At 65.6% G+C, this 15,488-nt stretch carries 14 protein-coding genes; 2 read left to right on the top strand and 12 right to left on the bottom strand.

Going from position 1 to position 15,488, the window contains the following annotated elements; genetic code table 11:
* Window positions 1-236: 236 nt before the first annotated feature.
* The 7 genes from hflX to dusB all read right to left on the bottom strand — a co-directional run bounded on the left by hflX (window position 237) and on the right by dusB (window position 9,415).
* The gene (gene hflX / locus RE429_RS11480; RefSeq protein WP_414470906.1) at window positions 237-1,634 is read right to left on the bottom strand and encodes a GTPase HflX; all 1,398 of its coding nucleotides are present in this window, start codon (window positions 1,632-1,634) and stop codon (window positions 237-239) included.
* A 1-nt stretch (window position 1,635) separates the two neighbouring features.
* Window positions 1,636-1,890, bottom strand: a complete 255-nt coding sequence (gene hfq / locus RE429_RS11475) for an RNA chaperone Hfq (RefSeq protein WP_329785631.1) — start codon at window positions 1,888-1,890, stop codon at window positions 1,636-1,638.
* A 234-nt stretch (window positions 1,891-2,124) separates the two neighbouring features.
* Window positions 2,125-3,495 (bottom strand): sigma-54-dependent transcriptional regulator, encoded by a 1,371-nt coding sequence (locus tag RE429_RS11470; protein WP_414470905.1) that lies wholly within the window; start codon window positions 3,493-3,495, stop codon window positions 2,125-2,127.
* Complete coding sequence (locus tag RE429_RS11465) at window positions 3,492-5,792, bottom strand: ATP-binding protein (protein WP_414470904.1); 2,301 nt, start codon at window positions 5,790-5,792, stop codon at window positions 3,492-3,494. The genes RE429_RS11470 and RE429_RS11465 overlap by 4 nt, the downstream gene beginning before the upstream one ends.
* Window positions 5,793-5,856: 64 nt before the next feature.
* Complete coding sequence (gene ntrC, locus RE429_RS11460) at window positions 5,857-7,320, bottom strand: nitrogen regulation protein NR(I) (protein WP_414470903.1); 1,464 nt, start codon at window positions 7,318-7,320, stop codon at window positions 5,857-5,859.
* Between the two features lie 11 nt (window positions 7,321-7,331).
* The gene (locus RE429_RS11455; RefSeq protein WP_414470902.1) at window positions 7,332-8,432 is read right to left on the bottom strand and encodes a two-component system sensor histidine kinase NtrB; all 1,101 of its coding nucleotides are present in this window, start codon (window positions 8,430-8,432) and stop codon (window positions 7,332-7,334) included.
* Window positions 8,429-9,415 (bottom strand): tRNA dihydrouridine synthase DusB, encoded by a 987-nt coding sequence (gene dusB, locus RE429_RS11450; RefSeq protein ID WP_414470901.1) that lies wholly within the window; start codon window positions 9,413-9,415, stop codon window positions 8,429-8,431. The genes RE429_RS11455 and dusB overlap by 4 nt, the downstream gene beginning before the upstream one ends.
* A gap of 200 nt (window positions 9,416-9,615) precedes the next feature.
* Between dusB and RE429_RS11445 the strand changes: the two genes are divergently transcribed.
* Complete coding sequence (locus tag RE429_RS11445) at window positions 9,616-10,824, top strand: bifunctional 2-C-methyl-D-erythritol 4-phosphate cytidylyltransferase/2-C-methyl-D-erythritol 2,4-cyclodiphosphate synthase (protein ID WP_414474176.1); 1,209 nt, start codon at window positions 9,616-9,618, stop codon at window positions 10,822-10,824.
* A complete protein-coding gene (locus RE429_RS11440) occupies window positions 10,821-11,342 on the top strand; it encodes a CinA family protein (protein WP_414470900.1) in 522 nt (173 codons plus the stop codon). The genes RE429_RS11445 and RE429_RS11440 overlap by 4 nt, the downstream gene beginning before the upstream one ends.
* A 7-nt stretch (window positions 11,343-11,349) precedes the next feature.
* On the opposite strand, the gene RE429_RS11435 is transcribed toward RE429_RS11440, so the two are convergent.
* The 5 genes from RE429_RS11435 to RE429_RS11415 all read right to left on the bottom strand — a co-directional run bounded on the left by RE429_RS11435 (window position 11,350) and on the right by RE429_RS11415 (window position 15,470).
* Window positions 11,350-11,799, bottom strand: coding sequence for a type II toxin-antitoxin system RatA family toxin (locus RE429_RS11435; RefSeq protein WP_414470899.1), 450 nt, complete (start codon window positions 11,797-11,799; stop codon window positions 11,350-11,352).
* A 3-nt stretch (window positions 11,800-11,802) separates the two neighbouring features.
* Window positions 11,803-12,327: a topology modulation protein gene (locus tag RE429_RS11430; RefSeq protein WP_414470898.1), complete on the bottom strand. Its 525-nt coding sequence runs from the start codon at window positions 12,325-12,327 to the stop codon at window positions 11,803-11,805.
* Window positions 12,328-12,399: 72 nt separating this feature from the next.
* A complete protein-coding gene (gene lipA, locus RE429_RS11425; protein WP_414470897.1) occupies window positions 12,400-13,359 on the bottom strand; it encodes a lipoyl synthase in 960 nt (319 codons plus the stop codon).
* 282 nt (window positions 13,360-13,641) lie between these two features.
* The gene (locus RE429_RS11420) at window positions 13,642-14,292 is read right to left on the bottom strand and encodes a nicotinamidase (protein WP_414470896.1); all 651 of its coding nucleotides are present in this window, start codon (window positions 14,290-14,292) and stop codon (window positions 13,642-13,644) included.
* 101 nt (window positions 14,293-14,393) lie between these two features.
* Entirely contained in the window at window positions 14,394-15,470 is a 1,077-nt protein-coding gene (locus tag RE429_RS11415) for a BMP family ABC transporter substrate-binding protein (RefSeq protein WP_414470895.1), read from the bottom strand.
* Between the last annotated feature and the right edge of the window lie 18 nt (window positions 15,471-15,488).

Here is a 15,488-nt window from a genome sequence, read left to right as displayed (position 1 = left end):
GGCTCTAGCGCATCGAACGTGAAAAGTGGACCCGGCTTTCGCTCGAACGATGCGCAATTCTATCGTGGCAGCATCATTCATCGTCATGGCCGGGACGAGCCCGGCCATGACGGTGAATGATGACGATGAATGATCACGGCATCGGTGTGAAATCGAACTCACGTCCGATGATTTACCATTTTGATCTTGAACATCTTTTCACGCAGAACCGGTTCCGACTTCCCGCACCCGATGCTCTAAATCACGCGGGCATTGGCGAAACGGTTCAGGAACCGGGGCTCCTTGCCCTGAACCAGGCGCACATGGAGGAGGGTGTGGCCGTCCTCCAGCGTTTCCCGCTTAAGGATCTCGGTGTTCTCGTGAAGCCAGGCAAGCCCCTGCCCGTCCTCGGGAGCCACGTCGACCTCATAGGTCCGCCGTCCCATGGCGAGGTGCTGCTCGATGGTCTCCAGAAGCTCGGGCACACCTTCCCCGGTGAGCGCCGATATCAGGATCGGCCGCCGCTCGATCCCGGTGCGACGGGACGCCGTCGCCAGGCGTTCGCGGTCCTGCGCCGAGAGGAGATCGGCCTTGTTCCAGACCTCGATGATCCTGCGGGTGTCGTCCGGATCGATCCCGAGCTCGCGCAGGACGACGGCCACGTCGCCCGCCTGAGCCTCCGTCTCCCCATGGGAGACGTCGCGCACATGCAGGAGGATATCGGCCTCGACCACGTCCTCAAGAGTCGCCCGGAAGGCCGCCACGAGCATGGTCGGCAGATCGGAAATGAACCCGACCGTATCGGACAGGATCGCCTTTTCGCCGTGGGGGAGATCGATGGCGCGGGTCGTCGGATCGAGGGTGGCGAACAGCATGTTCTCGGCCAGAACCTCGGCCCGGGTCATGCGGTTGAAGAGGGTCGACTTGCCGGCATTGGTGTAGCCTACGAGAGCCACGATGGGATAGGGCACCCGCCTCCGGCTCGTCCGGTGCAGGGAGCGTGTCTTGACCACGCTTTCCAGGTCGCGCTCGATCCGGTTCATCCGCTCCTGAATGAGCCGCCGGTCCGCTTCGATCTGGGTTTCGCCGGGTCCCCCGAGAAAGCCGAAGCCGCCGCGCTGCCGCTCCAGGTGGGTCCATGAGCGGACGAGCCGCCCCTTCTGGTAGGACAGATGCGCCAGCTCGACCTGAAGGGTGCCCTCTTTCGTGCGGGCGCGCCGACCGAAGATCTCCAGAATCAGGCCGGTCCTGTCGATGACCTTCGCGCCCCAGGCCTTTTCCAGATTTCGCTGCTGCACGGGGCTGAGGGCGCAATCCATGACCACGAGGCCGACGTCCTCGGCCCTGATCAGGGCCGCCAGCTCGTCCACCTTGCCGCTTCCGATATAGGTTGCGGGCCGGGGAGAGGCGAGCGGCGCGATCAGAGACCGGACGACGGAGAGATCGATGGCGAGCGCGAGACCCGACGCCTCGTCCAGGCGCGCCTCGGGCGGCCGAGGGTTCGTCTCCTCGGCCTCCCCGTCGGAGGAAAGCGAGCGACGCTTTCGGGTCAGATACGGCCCGACGACAAGCGTCCGGGTGCCGACCGCGACCTCTTTCTCAGGTTCGGCCAGCTCTGCGAGACGGTGTTCCCCCGGAGTGCGCGGTTCAGTCACCTCAAGCCTTTTCGCCAGCCTCGTCGACCTGGTCGAACAATTGGACGGGCTGTCCGGGCATGATGGTGGAAATAGCGTGCTTGTAAACCAGCTGGGAGTGACCGTCTCTGCGCAGAAGAACGCAGAAATTGTCGAACCATGTGACGACCCCTTGAAGCTTCACGCCGTTCACAAGGAATATCGTCAGGGGAATCTTTTGCTTCCGGACGTAGTTGAGAAACGTGTCCTGAAGATTCTGCGCGCGATCGCCCGCCATTGAAGTTGCCTCGCAAGCCCATCACCGCCGGTCTTGGCTATTGGGCCGCCTGTATATGGTTTCCGCTATCGTGCGGTCGTCGACCGGCCCGACTATTACAGGGCGAAGTTGACCGTTCGGCAAGAGGGTCTTCATTAATCTACCCCCTCCGGAGCATATTTTCCCGTGGATGAGGGCGGCGGAAGGCGACGGCCCCCCGCAGAACCACTTCCCTGTGAGGCGGCAAGGGAGATTCTAGCTGCCGATCCCCAGCGATTTCAGCTTCCGGTGAAGGGCGGAACGCTCCATCCCGATGAACTCCGCCGTGCGGGAAATGTTGCCGCTGAAGCGGGCGATCTGCGCCAGGAGATATTCCCGCTCGAAGATCTCGCGCGCATCACGCAAGGGCAGGCTCATCAGCTTCTCGCCCCCTGCCCCTCCCGGCGTGGTCGGCACCAGGGTGCCGATCTCCGAGGGCAGCATGTCCGCCGTCACCTCGGCATCCGGGTCGCCGGAGCTCAGGATCATCAAGCGTTCGACATTGTTGCGCAGCTGACGGACATTGCCCGGCCAGTCGTGAGACTGAAGCACCGCCATGGCATCCTCGGCGATCCGGCGCCTGGGAAGGCCGGTCGTGGTGGAGATCTGATCCATGAAGAACTCGATCAGTTCCGGCACGTCCTCGCGCCTCTCGGCCAGGGACGGGACGCGGATCGGGATCACGCCGAGCCGGTGGAACAGATCCTCGCGGAAGTGTCCGGCGGCGATCTCCGCCGGCAGGTCCCGGCTCGACGAGGAGATGATGCGCACGTCCACGTGCACGCGCGTCGTGCCCCCCACGCGCTGAAAATTCTGGTCGACGAGGACGCGCAGGATCCGGTTCTGCGTTTCGCGCGGCATGTCGGCGATCTCGTCGATATAGAGCGTGCCGCCATGCGCCTCCTCGAGGGCGCCGACCCTGCGGCCTCCGCCTTCCGCGCCCTCGTTGCCGAAAAGCTCGGTCTCCATGGTCTCGGGCGTGATGTTCGCCGCCGTGAGAACCACGAACGGGCCGTTGGCGCGCGTGGACATGCCGTGGATCGTCCGCGCCGTCAGCTCCTTGCCGGACCCGGGGGCGCCGGTGATCAGGATGCGGGCGTTCGTGGGGGCGGCCCGCTCGACGGCCTGCCGCAACTGGTTGATGACGATGGACTTGCCCGCGATGCGGTTGGCCTGGATGGAGCGGGAGCGCAGGTCCCTCACCTCGCGCTTGAGGCGCGACGCTTCGAGGGCCCGCTCGGCGACGAGCACGAGGCGGTCCGCCTTGAAGGGCTTCTCGATGAAGTCGTAGGCTCCGGCCTTGATGGCCGAGACGGCGGTTTCGATGTTGCCGTGCCCTGAAATCATCACCACGGGCAGATCGGGATGCTGGGCCTTGACGATGTCCAGGACTTGGAGGCCGTCGAGGCGGCTTCCCTGCAGCCAGATATCGAGGAACACGAGATGCGGACGGCGCGCCTCGATGGCCGCAAGCGCATCGTCAGACGTTCCCGCCGTGCGTGTGCGATGGCCCTCGTCCTCGAGAATGCCGGCCACCAATTCGCGAATGTCGATTTCGTCGTCAACGACGAGGATGTCAGCGCTCATAGACTTGCTCTGCGAGTTTCGTTGCGTTCCGAGGCGGCGGGCGTCTCTTCATCGGCAACTTGCTTCGTCTTCGGGATCCACATGCGAACCTGTCCGCCCCGGCCTGCGGGATTGTCGACGAGGTCCATGCCGCCCCCATGGTCTTCCAAAATCTTCGCCACGATCGGGAGGCCCAGTCCGGTGCCGCCGTCGCGGGTCGTCATATAGGGCTCGAGCAGCCGCTGGCGGCCCTCGAGCGGGAACCCCTTGCCGTTGTCGGTCACGGCCAGGATCAGGTAGTCGGGATGGCTTTCGTCCAACGTCACCGTGATCTGCGGCTCGCCGCGTTCCTCTTCCGGCAGGGCCGCAATCGCTTCGGTCGCATTCTTGACGATGTTCGTCACGGCCTGGGAGATCAGCCGCCGGTCGAAGGGCGCGATCACCCGTCCTTCAGGGACCCGGTCGACGAAGGCGATGTCGGGATGCGCGATGCGCATCATGAACACCACCTGGCGGATCGTTTCGGCCAGATCCTCCCGCCCGATGGTCGGTTTCGGCATGCGGGCGAAGGACGAGAACTCGTCGACCATGCGCTTGATGTCGTCGACCTGCCGCACGATCGTGTCGGTGCACTGGTCGAAGACCTCCCGGTCGGTGGTGATCACCTTGCCGTATTTCCGGCGGATCCGCTCGGCCGAGAGCTGGATCGGCGTCAGCGGATTCTTGATCTCGTGCGCGATGCGCCGCGCCACGTCGGCCCAGGCGGAGGTGCGCTGCGCCACGACGAGATCGGTGATGTCGTCGAGCGTGATGACGATCTCGCGCTTGTCGTTTCGGGTCTGATCGCTCGTGACGCGCACATTGATGGTGCGCTCCTTGCCTTTGCGCGAGATCTGGATCTGGTCCTGCATCAGGCGCTGGCGTCCCTGGCTCATTTCCAGGACGAGCTGGGCGACCTCCGGCAGGACGTCCGTGATCGGGCGGCCGATCAGGCTCTCGCGCGCCGTTTGCAGCAGGGCTTCCGTGGAGGGATTGACGATCGTGATCGTGCCCCGCGCGTTGATGCCGATCACGCCAGCCGAGACGCCGGCCAGAACGGCTTCCGTGAAGCGCCGCCTGCTGTCGATGAGCTCGCTCGCCGCCGTGAGGCCGTCGTGCTGGCGGCGCAGCTCCGACGTCATCTTGTTGAAGGTCTCGCCGAGATGGCCCAGGTCGCCCTCGCTGCGCTTGACCGGAACCTGCACGTAGAAGTTCCCGGTCGCCACCTGGTCGGTCGCATGAATCAGGCGGCGGATCGGCGCGACGAGACGGTTGGCGAAATTCAGCCCGAACCAGATCGCCGAGAGAAGCACGGTCAGGGCGATGAGGGTGAACATGGACGCGAACGCGAACTGAATGCCCGCCTTCTTCTGATCGAAGGCCTCGTAATAGGCGACGCCGGCTTCGGCGATGGGCGGGAATTCGATGGCCCTCTGGTCGACCTCGCGGGCGATGTAGAGGATCCGCCCGCTATGCGCCTCGAGCTTGAGGACCGAAACGACGATATTGCCCGTGCGCGGAAAAAGGCACCACGGCTCCTGGCTGCTGGCGTCCTGGAGATCCGCTTCCTTCGGCTCGGGAATGCCTTCGAGCTTTTTCGACTCGATCTTTTCCACGACCGTGCCGTTCGGCTCCAGGATCATGGCCAGCGGGAATCCGAGCGCCACCGAACGATAGGTCATGTATTCGCGAAAGAGCTTCCGGTCCGCGTCGTACATGACCTTCGCGCGGTTGAGATCGACCGCCAGCAGGTTGGTTTCGCGGGCGAGCATCCGGCACTGCGTTTCCCGGTACGCCCGCGCGATTTCGACCGTGTTGTACATCAGCTCCCGGATCTTGCCGGTGAACCAGGGATCGAGGCCGCGCTCCAGGGTGACGGTCGCCACGCCCGCCACGAGGATCGCCGGCAGAACGGCCACCAGGCTGAACAGGCCCACGATCCTGACATGGAGACCGGCCGCGGCGGCCCCCGCCCGATGCTCGCGCACGAGCTTCTTGGCCTGCCAGGCGACGACGCCCAGAAGCAGCGTGATCAGCAATCCGTTGATGACGAACATGCCGATGACCACGTTGTTCGTCGGCAGGATCGGGGTCGCGCCGGACAGAACCAGGAAGGTGGTCAGGGCCGAACCGAGGGCCGCGAGCACGGCACCGTAGCCCAGCCAGCCAAGGCTGCCCTGGGCCGGTTCCGCCACTTGGCGCGGGTCCGCCACTTGGCGCGGTTCGTGAATGCTCTGCTCGGTCAAGACGTGAGGCCCCGCAAATCGGGCGCCCTTCATGGAGCACCCGTTGAAGGGTGATGCACCAACACAACACTGTGGTCAAATTATTACAGCCGCCCGATCAGGGGCGATTGCTGCGCACCACCATCAGGTCCAGATCGCGGACCTTCTTGCGCAAGGTGTTGCGGTTCACGCCCAGAAGTTCGGCCGCACGGATCTGGTTTCCACGGGTCGCTGCAAGGGCAGCTCCGATGAGAGGCCCTTCGATTTCCCGCAGGATCCGGTGATAGAGGCCGGGCGGCGGCAAGCTGTCGCGGAATCCGGAGAAATATTCCGCCAGATGGCGCTCGACCGCCTCCGAGAGCCCCTCCGAGCCCTGTTGGGCCTGCCCGGCGGCCTTGCCGGCCGGCTGCGGCGTCGGCAAGGGCTGGGAATCGAGTTCCGCGTCGATGATCGCTCCGGTGATCGTGTCCTGCGGATAGAGAGCGGCCAGGCGGCGCACGAGATTTTCGAGTTCGCGGACGTTTCCGGGCCACCGGTAGCGCTTGAGGCGATCCATCGCATCCGCGTCGAGGTGCTTGCGGGACAGCCCCTCCTTTTCCACGAGCGAAAAGAAGTGCCGGGCGAGGTCCGGAATGTCCTCCACGCGCTCGCGCAGGGGCGGCAGGCGCAGCGGGACGACGTTGAGGCGGAAATAGAGATCCTCCCGGAACAATCCCTGCTGGATGAGCACCCGCAGGTCCTTGTTCGTCGCCGCCACGATGCGGACATTGGTCTTGATCGGCACGCGGCCGCCGACCGTGGTGTATTCGCCCTGCTGGAGGACGCGCAGGAGCCGCGTCTGCGCCTCCATGGGCATGTCGCCGATTTCATCAAGGAAGAGGGTTCCGCCCTCGGCCTGCTCGAAGCGGCCGGTATTGCGGGCGGTTGCTCCCGTGAAGGCGCCCTTCTCGTGGCCGAAGAGCTCGGATTCGATGAGTTCGCGCGGAATCGCCGCCATGTTCACGGCAACGAAAGGCCCCTGCCGGCGCTTGCCGTAATCGTGCAGCGCCTTCGCGACGAGTTCCTTGCCGGTTCCGGACTCGCCCGTGATCATCACGGTCAGATCGGTCGGCATCAGGCGCGCCAGGGCGCGGTAGATCTCCTGCATGGCGTGGGAGCGGCCGACCAGGGGGATGTCCTCGTTCTCGACGGGGGCGGCGGTCGGAACGGGCGTCCTGGGCCTGGAGAGCGCGCGTCCCACCACCGCCACCAGTTCCTTGAGATCGAACGGCTTCGGCAGATACTCGTAGGCGCCGCGCTCCGATGCCTTGATGGCCGTCATGAACGTGTTCTGCGCGCTCATGACGATGATGGGAAGGTCCGGCCGCAGCTTCTTGATGCGGGGGAGCAGATCGAAGGCGTTCTCGTCCGGCATCATCACGTCGGTGATGATGATGTCGCCTTCGCCCTGGGCCACCCAGCGCCAGAGCGTCGCGGCGTTGCTGGTGGAGCGGACCTCGTATCCGGCCCTGGACAGGGCCTGGTTCAGGACGGTCCTGATCGCGGCGTCGTCGTCGGCGAGGAGAATTTGTCCGCTTGGCATGGTCTTGAGCCTCACATAGCCATGTCGCTACCGGCGGTAGCGCGGTGCATGGGAAGGAGAATTCGGAAGGTCGTGCGCCTCGGCGCCGGTTCGCATTCGACGATGCCGCCATGGTCGCCGACGATCTTCGCCACGAGCGCGAGCCCGAGGCCGCTGCCCTGCACCTTGGTGGTGACGAAGGGATCGAACAGATCGCCCATCAGCTCCGGAGGAATGCCCGGGCCGTTGTCGCTGACGCTCAGCTCGATCGGCAGGCTCACGCGCTCGTGCGATCCCGGCACCTGCAGCCTGACGCCGGTCCGGAAGGCGGTCGACAGGGTGATCTCTCCGTCCGTCGCATCGATCCCGACCGCCTCCGCGGCATTCTTCACGAGGTTCAGGATGACCTGCACCAATTGATCCCGGTTGCCGAGCACCGGCGGCAGGGACGGATCGTAGGTCTCGACGAAGCGGATATGACGCGCGAAACCCGACCCGGCGAGGCGCTTCACGTGGTCGAGCACGCCGTGGATGTTCACGGGGCCGCGGTCCACCGGCCGTTCCTCGCCGAAATGCTCCATGCGTTCGACGAGTTTCACGATCCGGTCCGTCTCGTCGCAGATCAGGCGCGTGAGGAGCCTGTCGTCCTCATCGGCCGATTGTTCGAGGAGTTGCGCCGCTCCGCGAATGCCCGAGAGCGGATTCTTGATCTCGTGCGCGAGCAGCGCTCCCAGTGCCGTGATCGACCGGGCGGCGCCGCGATGGGTGAGCTGCCGGTTCATCTTGTCGGCGATCGTGCGCTCCTGGAGCATCACGACCACATGGTCGCTGTCGTCACCGAGCGGCGTCGCGAACACATCCACGATCCGTTCCGGACCGAGGCGCGGACTGCCGATGTCGACGCGGTGCTCGCTCACGCTCGCGCCCCGCTGCCGGACATCGTCCACGAGGCTCAGGACGGGAGAGCCGAAGGGGAGAAAATCGGTGAGCTTCTGCCGCTGCATCATGCGCAGGCTCGCCTCGAAGAACGCTTCGGCCGCCGCATTCGCGTGGACGATGCCGTGCTCGCTCCCCACGGTCAGAACCGGCAAGGGCAGCGCGTTCATGATGAGGTCGTTCATCGCCGCCGTCATGCCGCCTCCCGGTTCCGATGGGCATAGAGAGAGCCCAGCAGCGCCATGACGACGCCCGGATCGTCCGACGTGACGAGGCCGGTCCGGACCTTCTGCGGGACGTGAAAACCGGCCTCCATCGCCGCCTCGGCATATGCCGCGAGATGTTTGCGGGCGTGCCGGATGCCCACCCTGGCTCCGTAGAGGGACAAAAGGCCGTCGTAATGCTCCAGGGCAAGGTCGGTCTTCTCGGCCGGGCTCGGGTCGGGCAACGCCCTTCCGCGAAGTGCGGCCCCGATCTGACCCACGATCCATGGCCGGCCGACGGCCGAGCGTCCGATCATCACCGCATCGGCCTTCGACGCGGCAAGGCATGTCCGGGCGTCGTCCAGCGAGCCGACATCGCCGTTGGCGATCACGGGAATGCTCACGGATTGCACGACGGGCGCGATCGCGGCCCAATCGGCGCGGCCCTTGTAGAATTGCTGCCGCGTCCGGCCGTGTACCGTCACGGCCCTCACGCCGAGAGCCTGTGCCCGCCGGGCGAGTTCCGCGGCGTTCAGGGCGTCATGGTCCCAGCCGAGCCGCATCTTCACCGTCACCGGCACGGACACCGCCAGCACCGTCGCGTCGATCAGCCGGCAGGCATGGTCGAGGTCGCGCATCAGGGCGGAACCCGCATAGCCGCCGATCACGCGTTTCGCGGGGCAGCCCATGTTGATGTCGATGATCCGGGCGCCCGCCGCTTCGGCGACCCGCGCCCCCTCCGCCATCCAGCGGGGGTCGCAGCCCGCCAGCTGGACCACGTGAGGCTCGATGCCGGCGCCCTCGGCCCGGAGCTGCGCCTCTTCCGAACCCCGGACGAGCTCATCCGACGCGACCATCTCGGAGACCACGAGACCGGCCCCCAGACGCTTCGCGATGCGCCGGAACGCCACATCCGTGACGCCCGACAGAGGTGCGAGGATCGCCGGTGCGTCGACCTCGATGGGTCCCACCCGCATCCCCTCGCCTATTTTTTGATCAAGTTCCATTGTGCCTATTTACTAGCCAATCCAATCTGAAGCGCAAGTCCCTGGCGGAGAGATTTGCCTTATTTCCAAGTCGCCCTTAGAGCATCGGATGAGTGAAGAGCGGCGTCCTTGCGGACCTGAAGGGCCGCGCGATGCGCCGGAAGAGCGCGTGAAGGGGAGAACCCACCTTGGTGCCAGTCGCCGTCCTTATCGTCGCCGCAGGACGTGGATCGAGAGCCGGCGAGGGAGTTCCGAAGCAATATCGGCTCCTCGGCGGAAAGCCCGTCCTGACCCTGACCCTGGACGCCTTCCTGCGCCACCCGAAGATCGAGGCCGTGCTCGTCGTCGTTCATCCGGACGATATCGATCTCTATCGGCAAGCCGTTGCGGCCCTTCCCGCCGGGAGAACCGGCCGCCTCCTGCCGGTGGCCTACGGCGGAGAAACGCGTCAGGATTCGGTTCGAAACGGGCTCGAATCCCTTGAGGCCTCCGCTCCCCGGCACATCCTGATCCACGATGCAGCCCGGCCCTTCGCGAGCGACGCGCTCATCGCGCGCGCCCTCGCGGCGGCGGAGCAATGGGAGGCGGCCGTGCCCGGCATTGCCGTGACCGACACGATCAAGGTCATCGGGGCCCGGAACGAAGTCGTGTCGACGCCGGATCGCGCCGGGCTCAGGGCCGTGCAGACGCCCCAGGCCTTCGACTTCGCGGCGCTGCTCGCCGCGCACCGCAGAGCCGCCCAGGCCGGCATCGGACATTTCACGGACGATGGGGCTCTGGCCGAGTGGGCGGGCCATCCCGTCCATGTGTTCGAAGGGGATCCCCTCAACACCAAACTGACCCGTGCTTCCGACTTTCCCGAAGCCGAGAGGCGCTTGCGAGGATTAGCGATGACCTATGTGACCCGGCTCGGAACCGGTTTCGACGTTCACGCCTTCGGCGACGGCGACCATGTCTGGCTCGGCGGGATCAAGGTTCCCCACGACAGAGGCGTGATCGCCCATTCGGACGGCGACGTCATTCTCCATGCCCTCACGGACGCCCTCCTCGGCGCCATTGCGGACGGGGATATCGGCACCCATTTCCCGCCGAGCGATCCGCAATGGCGCGGGGCGTCGTCCGACCGGTTCCTGGCCCATGCGGCGGCCCTGGTGAGGGGACGCGGCGGTCTGATCGACCACCTGGACGCGACGCTTCTGTGCGAAAAGCCGCGCCTCGGCCCCCATCGCGAGGCGATGCGCCAGCGGATCGCCGGGATCGTGGGCCTGCGGCTCGATCAGGTGTCGCTGAAAGCCACCACGACGGAAAAGCTCGGGTTCACCGGCCGGAGCGAAGGCATCGCCGCCCAGGCCGCCGCAACGATCCGCCTCCCAGATATTTCGCCGGAGGTTTCACCATGACGATCGTTCCCGTGACGCCCGTTCTCATGACACCCGAACTGAAGCAGCGCGCGGCGGCCCTGCTCAAGGCCTATGAGGAGAAGGGCCTGAAGATCGCGACCGCGGAATCCTGCACGGGCGGCCTCGTGGCGGCCCTGCTGACGGAGATCGCCGGCTCCTCGGCGGTCGTGGAGCGCGGCTTCGTGACCTATTCGAACGAGGCGAAGACGGAACTCATCGGCGTTCCGGCGCCTCTCATCGCGGCCCATGGCGCGGTGAGCGAACCGGTGGCGCGGGCCATGGCCGAGGGCGCGCTGGCGCATTCCCGAGCGGACGTGGCCGTCGGCGTCACCGGAATCGCCGGACCCGGCGGCGCAACGGCCACGAAGCCGGTGGGCCTCGTGCATTTCGGCCTTGCCGGAAAGTCCTTCGCGACGATCCACCTGGAGCGGCGCTACGGCGACCTCGGCCGGGAAGCCGTGCGCCGGAGCGCGGTCGAGGACGCCATGGCTCTCCTCGAACGGGTGCTCACGCTCTAAGCTCTTCTCACGTTGCGAAAACCGTGTCGGCCCGCTGCTCGAAGGCCTCCGTGAACTTCCGGAAGGCCTTGTCGAAGACGGTGCCCATGACGAGACCGAGCGCGAAGCTCTTGAACTCGTAGTTGATGTAGAATTCCACCTCGCAGCCGCCCGGTGCGTCCCGGAAGGTCCAGCGGTTCTCGAGATACTTGAACGGTCCGTCCACGTATTCGACACCGATGCGCAGGCGCGGCTCGTCCAGGGTCACGCGGGTGGTGAAGCTCTCCCGGATCGCCTTGTAGCCCACGCTCATGGCGGCGACGAGCGTCTCGATCCCCTCCCCGCTCTGCACGCGGCGGATGATGCGCAGCTCCTCGCAGAGCGGCACGAATTCCGGATAGCGCTCCACGTCCGCGACGAGCGCGAACATCTGGGCCGGCTTGTGCTTGACGATTCGAGTCATGCGGAAGTTCGGCATGGCTCAGGCGGCCTCCTTGATGTGAGTGAGATTGGCCTCGAGGGCCGGGATATCGGAGCGCGAGCGCACCACGAAGACCCGCTGGTCGGGCCGCAGGCGTTCGAGCATCCGGGCGGTCTTAGGGCGCATTGTCCTGGGATAGGACCAGATCCAGCGCATGAAGGACAGATCGAATTTCTCCGGGCAATCCGGGCCGAGATCGGGCCGGACGCGGCCGTAGTTCCTCGCCACGCGCCACAGGACGGAGAAGGCGCAGCGCCAGCGCGGCAGGTCGAGCCAGACGACGGCGGTCGCCCGGGGCACGCGGATGTCGAAAGTCGAGGCGTAATTGCCGTCCATGACCCAGGCGGGCCGGGCGGCGAGCGCGTTCACCCGCTCGCGCCATTCGGGGCGCGGCGGCATCGTCCAACCGGGGCCGAAATACTCCCGGTCGAGATGGATCAGCGGCAGGTCGAGCCGCTCACTGAGGCGCCGGGCCAGGGTGCTCTTGCCGGCACCCGGGCTGCCGATGACGAGAATGCGATGCATGCCCCCACCCGAAGTGATCATGAGGCGTCTGATTGGACCCCGAAGGCGAAACTCCCCTCCGGGTCAGACGCTTCAGCCGAGCTTGGCGAGACGCGCCGCCTTGAGCTTGGCGAAATCCTCGCCCGCGTGATGCGACGAGCGCGTCAGCGGAGTCGAGGAGACGAGGAGGAAACCCTTCGCATAGGCAGTGGTTTCATAGGCCTTGAATTCGTCGGGCGTGACGAAGCGGATGACGGGGTGGTGCTTCTTCGTCGGCTGGAGGTACTGGCCGATGGTCATGAAATCCACATCCGCCGAGCGCAGGTCGTCCATGAGCTGCAGGACCTCGTTCCGCTCCTCCCCGAGGCCGACCATGATGCCGGACTTGGTGAAGATGGTCGGATCGAGCTCCTTCACCTGCTGGAGCAGGCGGATCGAGTGGAAATACCGCGCGCCGGGACGGACCTTCAGGTACTTGGACGGCACGGTTTCCAGGTTGTGGTTGAACACGTCGGGCTTGGCCGCCACGACCACTTCGAGCGCGCCGGGCTTCCGGAGGAAATCGGGCGTCAGGATCTCGATGGTCGTCTTGGGGCTGCGGGCCCGGATGGCACGGATGACGTCCGCGAAATGCTGCGCCCCCCCGTCGGCGAGGTCGTCGCGATCCACGGAGGTGATGACCACGTGCTCCAGGCCCAGCTTCTCGACGGCCTTGGCCACGTTCTCGGGCTCGTCCCGGTCGAGCGCCTCGGGCAGGCCGGTCTTCACGTTGCAGAAGGCGCAGGCGCGGGTGCAGGTGTCGCCCATGATCATGAAAGTGGCGTGCTTCTTCTCCCAGCACTCGCCGATATTGGGGCAGCCCGCCTCCTCGCAGACCGTCACGAGCTTGTTCTCACGGACGATCCGGTTGGTCTCGGCCCATTTGGGCGAGCCCGGTGCCTTCACGCGGATCCAATCGGGCTTGCGCTGCTGAACGGGCTGGTCTGGCCGGTGCGCCTTTTCCGGGTGACGGGGACGGTTGTCCTTGTTCAGAAGGTCGAGAACGACGGCCATAGGGGCTGAACCTAGCTTTGAACCTTGTGGGCGAAGGGACCTGCCCTTCGGACTAGAGCATCGGACGCGGGAAGTGGAATCCACTTTTGGGATCAATTCGATGCTCCCATTAGAGGACTGCGCATCGTTCCTGCGAAAAACCGGGTCCACTTTTCCGCACGATGCGCTAGGGCTTGATGTAAGACTTTTGACGCATCTTCGCAAATGCTCAGATTCCAAGGCCCCCCGTATCGTCATGCACGGCTCAGGCCCGGCCAGGGCGGAAGCGACAATGGCGTCGGTTCATGCCTGCCGGATCCGGTCGCTCCCGATCGTGCGGACGCCCGCGGCGTTCCAGTCGCGCCTGGCCCTCGCCAGAGAGCCGCCGGCGTCGATGGCCCGGGACGCATCCTCGATCAGGTAGCTCTCGAAGCCCGCCCCGGCGGCATCGATCGCGGTCCAGGCCACGCAGAAATCGGTCGCGAGACCGGCGCAGAAGACCCGCCTGAAGCCCCGCTCCTTCAGGTAGCCCTCGAGACCCGTCGAGGTCTTGCGGTCGGCCTCCTTGAAACCCGAATAGCTGTCGATATCCGCATTGTAGCCTTTGCGGATGACGAGCTGCGCGTGGGGAATGTCGAGAGCCCGGGAGAGGTCCGCGCCGGGCGTTCCCTGAATGCAATGATCGGGCCACAGCACCTGGGGGCCATAGGCGAGCTCGGTCGCCTCGAACGGCTTTCTGCCGGGATGGCTCGACGCGAAGGAGGCGTGTCCCTTCGGGTGCCAATCCTGCGTCAGGACCACGTGCCGGAACGCCTTCGCCAGCCGGTTGATCGGCGCGACGACCGCATCGCCGTCCGGGACCGCCAGGGCGCCGCCCGGAAGGAAGTCGTACTGGACGTCGACGACCACCAGCACGTCGGCGTCGCCCGGCCGGATCTGCTGTTGCTCGGTCATTGGCATTCTCCTCCTCGCGCACGGGCGCCATCAGGGACCCCGGAAACAAAAAAGGCAGCCGAACGCTCGGCTGCCTTCGGTTCGTCGATGAGCCTCGCCGCTTATTGCGGGATCTTGTCGTCGATGCCCTTCACGTAGAAGTTCATCCCGAGGACCTGCTCGTCCGAGAGCGCGCCCTTGCCCTTGCACTCGATCTCCTTGCCGTCCTGGCCGTAGACCGGGCACTTGAAGGGGTTGAGCGAGCCGGACTTGATCGCGGCCTCGGTCTCCTCGGCCATCTTCTTCACGTCGTCGGGCATGTTCTTGTAGGGAGCCATCTGCACCATATTGGCGGCGAGGCCGCCCCAGGTGTCCTCGGACTTCCAGGTGCCGTCGAGAACGGCCTTGGTGCGCTGGATGTAATAGTCGCCCCAATGGTCGATGATCGCCGTCAGCTGAGCCTTCGGAGCGAAGCGCTCCATGTCGGAGGCCTGGCCGAAGCCGAGCTTGCCGCGCGCCTCTGCGGCCTGCAGCGGGGCCGGGCTGTCCGTGTGCTGCGTGAGCACGTCCACGCCCTGGTCGAGCAGAGCCTTGGCGGCGTCGCCTTCCTTCGCGGGATCGAACCAGGAATTCACCCACACGACCTTCAGCTTGACGTTCGGGTTCACCGACTGCGCGCCGAGGAAATAGGAGTTGATGCCGGAGATCACTTCCGGAATCGGGAAGGCGCCCACATAGCCGATGGTGCCGGACTTGGTCATCTTGCCGGCGATCTGGCCGGCGATGTAGCGGCCCTCATGGAACTTGGCGGCATAGGTCGCCACGTTGGGGGCGCGCTTGAAGCCGGTCGCGTGCTCGAACTTGATGTTCGGGTACTTCTTGGCGACCTTCAGGGTCGGCTCCATGAAGCCGAACGAGGTCGTGAAGATCAGCTTGTGGCCGGTGCGGGCCAGCTGCTCGATGGCGCGCTCGGAATCGGCTTCCGGCACGTTCTCGACATAGGTGGTCTCGACCTTGTCGCCGAGAGCTTTTTCCATCTCCTGGCGGCCCTGATCGTGCTGATAGCTGTAGCCGAAATCGCCGATCGGGCCGACATAGACGAAGCCGACCTTCAGCTTCTCCTGCGCGCCCGCGCTCCCGGCGGACAAGGCCAGGGCTGCCGCACCCGCCAAGGCTCCGATGATTGTCTTTGAAAGCATGCTCGCTCCCCCACGTTA

Source organism: Microvirga sp. M2 (assembly GCF_047497095.1).
In the GTDB taxonomy this organism is placed as follows: domain Bacteria; phylum Pseudomonadota; class Alphaproteobacteria; order Rhizobiales; family Beijerinckiaceae; genus Microvirga.
This window is presented reverse-complemented; position numbering and strand designations above follow the sequence as displayed.

Excerpts from the sequence above, each read along its gene's own strand:
- ntrC (WP_414470903.1), bottom strand. The coding sequence starts at position 7,320 with ATGCCAAGCGGACAAATTCTCCTCGCCGACGACGACGCCGCGATCAGG.
- RE429_RS11420 (WP_414470896.1), bottom strand. The coding sequence starts at position 14,292 with ATGACCGAGCAACAGCAGATCCGGCCGGGCGACGCCGACGTGCTGGTG.
- RE429_RS11465 (WP_414470904.1), bottom strand. The coding sequence starts at position 5,792 with ATGAAGGGCGCCCGATTTGCGGGGCCTCACGTCTTGACCGAGCAGAGC.
- RE429_RS11440 (WP_414470900.1), top strand. The coding sequence starts at position 10,821 with ATGACGATCGTTCCCGTGACGCCCGTTCTCATGACACCCGAACTGAAG.
- lipA (WP_414470897.1), bottom strand. The coding sequence starts at position 13,359 with ATGGCCGTCGTTCTCGACCTTCTGAACAAGGACAACCGTCCCCGTCAC.
- dusB (WP_414470901.1), bottom strand. The coding sequence starts at position 9,415 with ATGCGGGTGGGACCCATCGAGGTCGACGCACCGGCGATCCTCGCACCT.
- RE429_RS11415 (WP_414470895.1), bottom strand. The coding sequence starts at position 15,470 with ATGCTTTCAAAGACAATCATCGGAGCCTTGGCGGGTGCGGCAGCCCTG.
- RE429_RS11435 (WP_414470899.1), bottom strand. The coding sequence starts at position 11,799 with ATGCCGAACTTCCGCATGACTCGAATCGTCAAGCACAAGCCGGCCCAG.
- RE429_RS11470 (WP_414470905.1), bottom strand. The coding sequence starts at position 3,495 with ATGAGCGCTGACATCCTCGTCGTTGACGACGAAATCGACATTCGCGAA.
- hfq (WP_329785631.1), bottom strand. The coding sequence starts at position 1,890 with ATGGCGGGCGATCGCGCGCAGAATCTTCAGGACACGTTTCTCAACTAC.
- RE429_RS11430 (WP_414470898.1), bottom strand. The coding sequence starts at position 12,327 with ATGCATCGCATTCTCGTCATCGGCAGCCCGGGTGCCGGCAAGAGCACC.
- RE429_RS11455 (WP_414470902.1), bottom strand. The coding sequence starts at position 8,432 with ATGACGGCGGCGATGAACGACCTCATCATGAACGCGCTGCCCTTGCCG.